The organism is Methylibium sp. T29, from assembly GCF_000576205.1.
Taxonomy (GTDB): Bacteria; Pseudomonadota; Gammaproteobacteria; order Burkholderiales; family Burkholderiaceae_C; genus Methylibium; species Methylibium petroleiphilum.
The window spans coordinates 1-6,144 of record NZ_AZND01000200.1 but is presented as its reverse complement, the minus strand read 5'-3'; the positions used below and the strand labels follow the sequence as shown (position 1 = coordinate 6,144).

The window sequence follows — 6,144 nt, the reverse complement described above, 5'->3', positions numbered from 1 at the left end:
GCCGGCACCGGCCCGGGGTTCCGGCCGCCGGCGCGGAGCCAGTCTCTAAAATCCGCCGCTCGCCCGCCGCGTGCGCCCTGCCCGCGTGCCGCCGCTCCCAGGACCACCCCATGACCACCACGCCCCCGAACGCCGCCGCGCCCGGCACCGACGACAACCAGCTGATCGCCGAACGCCGCGAGAAGCTCGCCGCGCTGCGTGCGCAGGCCCAGGCCGCAGGGGGCGCCGCCTTCCCCAATGACTTCAAGCCGGGCGACCACGCCGTCGATCTGCACCGCCTGCACGAGGGCAAGAGCGCCGAGGAGCTGGAGGCGCTGGCCATCCCGGCCCGCATCGCCGGCCGCATGATGCTCAAGCGCGTGATGGGCAAGGCCTGCTTCGCGACGGTGCAGGACGGCTCGGGCCGCATCCAGCTCTACATCACGTCCGACGCCGTCGGTCCGGAGGCGCTGGCCGCCTTCAAGCACTGGGACCTGGGCGACATCCTCGGCGCCGAGGGCACGCTGTTCAAGACCCGCACCGGCGAGCTGAGCCTCAAGGTCGGCACGATCCGGCTGCTGACCAAGAGCCTGCGGCCACTGCCCGACAAGTTCCACGGCATGGCCGACCAGGAGCTCAAGTACCGCCAGCGCGAGGTCGACCTGATCATGGACGAGGCCTCGCGCGAGCGCTTCCGCGCGCGCAGCAAGGCGGTGAGCTCGATCCGCCAGTTCATGGTCGAGCACGGCTTCCTCGAGGTCGAGACGCCGATGCTGCACCCCATCCCCGGCGGCGCGAACGCCAAGCCCTTCGTGACGCACCACAACGCGCTCGACCAGCAGATGTTCCTGCGCATCGCGCCCGAGCTCTACCTGAAGCGGCTGGTGGTGGGCGGCTTCGAGCGGGTGTTCGAGATCAACCGCAACTTCCGCAACGAGGGCGTGTCGGTCCGGCACAACCCCGAGTTCACGATGATGGAGTTCTACGCTGCCTACTGGACCCACCACGACTTGATGGACTTCACCGAGCAGATCCTGCGCCACGCCGCGCGCAAGGCGGTGGGCACGGCGCAGCTCGCCTACGGTGGGCAGGCCGTCGACCTGGAATCGCCGTTCGCGCGGCTCTCGGTGCGCGACTCGCTGGTCGTGCATGCAGGATTGAGCGCGGCGGAAGCCGTCGACTCCACGGTGCTGCGCGCGAAGCTCGAAGCGCATGGCGAGAAGGTGCCGGCGCACTGGTCGCTCGCCGAACTGCAGTTCGGCCTGTTCGAGGCGGCTGTCGAGGAGAAGCTGTGGCAGCCGACCTTCATCGTCGACTACCCGGTCGAGGTGTCGCCGCTGGCCCGCGCCTCCGATGCCGACCCGACGATCACCGAGCGCTTCGAGCTCTTCATCACCGGCCGCGAGTTCGGCAACGGCTTCTCGGAGCTCAACGACCCCGAGGACCAGGCCGCGCGCTTTGCGGCACAGGCCTCCAACAAGGACGCCGGTGACGAGGAGGCGATGTACTTCGACGCCGACTACATCCGCGCGCTCGAGCACGGCCTGCCGCCCACCGGGGGCTGCGGCATCGGCATCGACCGCCTGATGATGCTGTTGACCGACTCGCCGAACATCCGCGACGTGATCCTGTTCCCCGCGCTGCGGCGCGAGGCTGAGCCGAACCGCGCACGCCACGGCGTCGCATCGGTGCAGGGCGCCGATGCCCGCATCGATGCGGGTCTTCGCCGCCTCATCCTATGCATTTGCTCGCATAGGTTGGATTCCTGCGCGTCTGCTCCGCAGTTGCTCCACCAGGTAGCAAGTGACGCCGCCGCGGCCCTGGATGGCGCAGCCGGTAGCAATCCTTCTTCGCGATTACTGCAATGGATCGGTCGTTGCTCGGCCCCGTGTGCCGCGTGGCACGAACCCTGCCCTGTCAGACCCCAAGGCAACCGGCACGCGGCCCCTGCAGTCGCGAACGACGGATTACCCGCTCATCCCACTTCTTTGGAGACACCCCATGCGCTACGCCAATCCCGGCTCCTCCGATTCCAAGGTCGCCTTCAAGGCCCAGTACGACAACTTCATCGGCGGCAAGTTCGTGGCCCCGTGAAGGGACAGTACTTCGACGTGATCACGCCGATCACCGGCAAGACCTACACCCGCGCCGCCCGTTCGGGCCCGGAGGACATCGAGCTGGCGCTCGACGCCGCCCACGCCGCCGCCGACAAGTGGGGCCGCACCTCGGCCGCCGAGCGCGCCAACGTGCTGCTGAAGATCGCCGACCGCATCGACGCCAACGTGGAACTGCTGGCCTACGCGGAATCGGTGGACAACGGCAAGCCGATGCGCGAAACGCTCAACGCCGACATCCCGCTGAGCGCCGACCACTTCCGCTACTTCGCCGGCTGCGTGCGCGCGCAGGAAGGCGGCGTCAGCGAGATCGATGAAACCACGGTGGCCTACCACTTCCACGAGCCGCTCGGCGTCGTCGGCCAGATCATTCCCTGGAACTTCCCGATCCTGATGGCTGCGTGGAAGCTCGCGCCCGCCCTGGGCGCTGGCAACTGCGTGGTGCTGAAGCCGGCCGAGTCGACCCCGGTGAGCATCCTGGTGCTGGCCGAGCTGATCGCCGACCTGCTGCCGCCGGGCGTGCTGAACATCGTCAACGGCTTCGGCCGCGAGGCCGGCATGCCGCTGGCCACCAGCAAGCGCATCGCCAAGATCGCCTTCACCGGTTCCACCTCCACCGGCCGCGTGATCGCGCAGGCCGCCGCCAACAGCCTGATCCCGGCCACGCTGGAGCTGGGCGGCAAGTCGCCGAACGTGTTCTTCGCCGACGTGATGGACAAGGACGACGCCTTCCTCGACAAGGCGATCGAAGGCCTGGTGCTGTTCGCGTTCAACCAGGGCGAGGTCTGCACCTGCCCGTCGCGCGCGCTGATCCACGAATCCATCTACGACAAGTTCATGGAGCGCGCCCTCAAGCGCGTGGCCGCGATCAAGCAGGGCAGCCCGCTCGACACCGACACGATGATCGGCGCGCAGGCCTCGAAGGAACAGCTGACCAAGATCCTGTCCTACCTCGACCTGGGCAAGCAGGAAGGCGCGCAGGTGCTGATCGGCGGGCAGCAGGCCCAGATGAGCGGCGACCTCGACGGCGGCTACTACGTGCAGCCCACGATCTTCAAGGGCCACAACAAGATGCGCATATTCCAGGAGGAGATCTTCGGCCCGGTGCTGGCCGTGACCACCTTCAAGGACGAGGCGGAAGCCCTCGCCATCGCCAATGACACGCTGTACGGCCTGGGCGCCGGCGTGTGGAGCCGCAACGGCAACGTGGCCTACCGCATGGGCCGCGCCATCAAGGCCGGTCGCGTGTGGACCAACTGCTACCACGCCTACCCCGCGCACGCCGCCTTCGGCGGCTACAAGGAGTCGGGCATCGGCCGCGAGAACCACAAGGTCATGCTCGACCACTATCAGCAGACCAAGAACCTGCTGGTCAGCTACAGCGAGAACAAGCTCGGCTTCTTCTGATCGCGAGATCGCGACGCCGGCCCTGCGCCTGCAAACCGGAGGGGGTGGGCATCCACCCCCTTTTCCATGGGTGATCCACATGGTCGACAAAGTCATTGCCACACCTGCGACGGTCGAGCTCATCGAGCTGCTCAAGCAGAAACATGGTGAACTCATGTTCCACCAGTCGGGCGGGTGCTGCGACAACAGCGCCGCCAACTGCTACCTGCCGGGCGAACTCACCATCGGTGCCGGTGACGTGTACCTCGGCGACATCGGCGGCTGCCCGTTCTACATCAGCAAGTCGCAGTACGAGTACTGGCGGCACACCCAGCTGATCATCGACGTGATCGACGGCCACGGCGGCGGCACCTTCTCGCTCGAGGGGCCGGAAGGCAAGGCCTTCCACACCCGGTCGAGGCTGTTCACCGACGAGGAGTTCGCGCAGATCCTGGACGACGAGCGCGCCGCCGCTCAGCGGTGACGGAACACCGGCTTGCGCTTGTTCGCGAACGCGTCCATGCCTTCCTTCTGGTCCTCGGTGCCGAACAGCGACTGGAACATGCGCCGCTCGAACCACACGCCGTCCGATAGCGGCGACTCGTAGGCGCGGTTCACGCACTCCTTGGCCACCAGGATGGCCGGCAACCCCATCGCGCCGATCGCGTCCGCCGCCTCCTGGGCCTCGGCCAGCAGGCGATCGGCCGGCACCACGCGTGACACCAGGCCGGCGCGCTCGGCCTCGGCCGCGTCCATCATGCGTGCCGTCAGCACCAGGTCCATCGCCTTGGCCTTGCCGACCGCCCGCGGCAACCGCTGCGTACCGCCGGCGCCGGGGATGATGCCGAGCTTGATCTCCGGCTGACCGAAGCGCGCCGTGTCGGCGGCAATGATCAGATCGCACATCATGGCCAGCTCGCATCCACCGCCCAGCGCGTAGCCGGCCACTGCCGCGATCACCGGCTTGCGCACGCTGCGCACCGCCTCCCAGTTGCGGGTGATGAAGTCGGCCTTGTAGGCGTCCATGTAGGTCTGCGACGCCATGCCGCCGATGTCGGCGCCGGCGGCGAAGGCCTTCTCGCTGCCGGTGATCACCACGCAGCCAACCGACGCGTCGGCGTCGTAGGCCCGCAGCGCGTCGCCCAGTTCGTCCATCAGCGCATCGTTGAGCGCATTCAGCGCCTTGGGCCGGTTCAGAGTGATCCAGCCGGTCTTCAGCGCGGCGCTGCCGCGCACTTCGGTCAGCAGATGCTGGTAGTCCATGTCAGGGCGTCCTTTCGCAGTAGGCGACACTGTAACGGGCAGCGGCGTGCTGTCCTTCGCACCTGCCGCTGTGCAGCCGACCGGGCGACGCAGCCGGAGACATCAGCTTGCGCTAGTCTTACAAACTTGCGAAGTTTTCTTCGTCGGAACGCATGAGCACCATCTACCGCAAGACGGAACAAGGTCGCAACGAGATTGCCACTCGCGCGCTGCGGCTGGTGCCGCGCCTGCGTCAGGCGCTGATCCTCGTCGACGGCAAGCGCTCGGACGAAGAACTCAGGAAGCTGATCACCCCACCCGCCGACGACACGTTGCAGGCGCTGCTCGAACAGGGTCATATCGAGGTGATCGCCGTCACGGCGGTGCATGTGGTGCTACCAGCCGAGGCCGCCCCGGCGACGCCGCTGGTCAATGCCGTGGTGCTGACACTCCAGGAGACGCGGCAACGGGCCGTGCGTTGGATGAGCGCGCACCTCGGCCCCTATGCCGACTCGACGAACATCCGTGTCGAGAAGGCCAAGACGCCCGAGGCGATGCAGGCCGCGCTCGCGCTGGCCGCCACCGTCGTCCGCCAGCAGCTCGGCGAGGCGAAGGCGGCCGAGTTCGAGCAGCACGTCGGCCTCGCACACACCGGCAGCTGAACGGTCAGCGCAGCGCCGATCCGCCCAAGGGCTCGTCGGCGGCCTGCAGGGGCAGGCGCTCGATCATCAGGTCGATGAATTCATCGGTCCCGCGACGGATCACGATGCGCACCGGCAGGTACTGCAGGCTGGGAGCGAACCAGGCCTCGATGCTGAGCGAACTGGCGTCGCCTTCCCGCTGCGGTCGCAGATGCCAAGCCGGCACCGGACCGAACGGGGTGGCCAGGACCTCCTCGCCGATCACGTCGTACACCCAGCGGTCCACGCGCCGCGGCAGAGCCAGGGGCATCTCGATGCGTCCGCCCGGCTGCAGGCGCTCGGCGCCGGTGGTGAACAGGTAGGTCAGCTGCACGAACTGGCTCGCGGTGTCCTGCAGCGCCGGCAGACCGGGATGGCGCTGGCCGTTGGCGAGCGTCACGCCGTCGGCGTCGAAGTGCAGGCTGGCCGTTCGCGTGCGGCCGAAGGCCACCTGGGTCCGCTCGTCGTAGCGGCGCGGCACCAGACCCTGCGGGGTGATCTCGCCGTCGCTCGTCATGCGCCGCTGCATCAGGGGGGCGAAGCCCGGCCCGACGACCACGTCCAGGTGCACCTGGTAGCGCCCCCCGTCGCGCAGCCACTCGACCTGCGCGGTGCCGAGCACCTCGCCGCGCACGTTGCCGGTGAGGGTGTAGCTGAGGCGGGTCGACGCCGGCCAGGCGAAGGTGGGTGGGCCCGGCAGCGGATCGGCGGGCGCACTCGCGCCGTCTCGGACACGGCCGCTG

General features: G+C 68.3%; 4 protein-coding genes and 2 pseudogenes. 4 read left to right on the top strand and 2 right to left on the bottom strand.

Annotated features, from left to right (window positions below; translation table 11 throughout):
• Positions 1-110: 110 nt before the first annotated feature.
• From lysS to x551_RS17265, 3 genes and pseudogenes are all read left to right on the top strand, one after another.
• Positions 111-1,619, top strand: a pseudogene (gene lysS / locus x551_RS28230) (lysine--tRNA ligase); the annotation flags it as partial.
• A 361-nt stretch (positions 1,620-1,980) separates the two neighbouring features.
• Positions 1,981-3,500 (top strand): annotated as a pseudogene (locus x551_RS28225) (aldehyde dehydrogenase family protein).
• 79 nt (positions 3,501-3,579) lie between these two features.
• Positions 3,580-3,963: a DUF779 domain-containing protein gene (locus x551_RS17265; RefSeq protein ID WP_036249757.1), complete on the top strand. Its 384-nt coding sequence runs from the start codon at positions 3,580-3,582 to the stop codon at positions 3,961-3,963.
• Here x551_RS17265 and x551_RS17260 read toward each other — a convergent pair.
• Positions 3,954-4,742 (bottom strand): enoyl-CoA hydratase, encoded by a 789-nt coding sequence (locus x551_RS17260; protein ID WP_036235376.1) that lies wholly within the window; start codon positions 4,740-4,742, stop codon positions 3,954-3,956. The two genes, x551_RS17265 and x551_RS17260, sit on opposite strands and share 10 nt — an antisense overlap.
• 152 nt (positions 4,743-4,894) lie before the next feature.
• Here x551_RS17260 and x551_RS23665 point away from each other — a divergent pair, with 152 nt between their 5' ends.
• Positions 4,895-5,383 (top strand): hypothetical protein, encoded by a 489-nt coding sequence (locus x551_RS23665; RefSeq protein WP_051495899.1) that lies wholly within the window; start codon positions 4,895-4,897, stop codon positions 5,381-5,383.
• Positions 5,384-5,387: 4 nt separating this feature from the next.
• On the opposite strand, the gene x551_RS17250 is transcribed toward x551_RS23665, so the two are convergent.
• On the bottom strand, positions 5,388-6,144 hold a 757-nt coding region (locus x551_RS17250; protein ID WP_036249754.1), incomplete at its 5' end, for a DUF3108 domain-containing protein.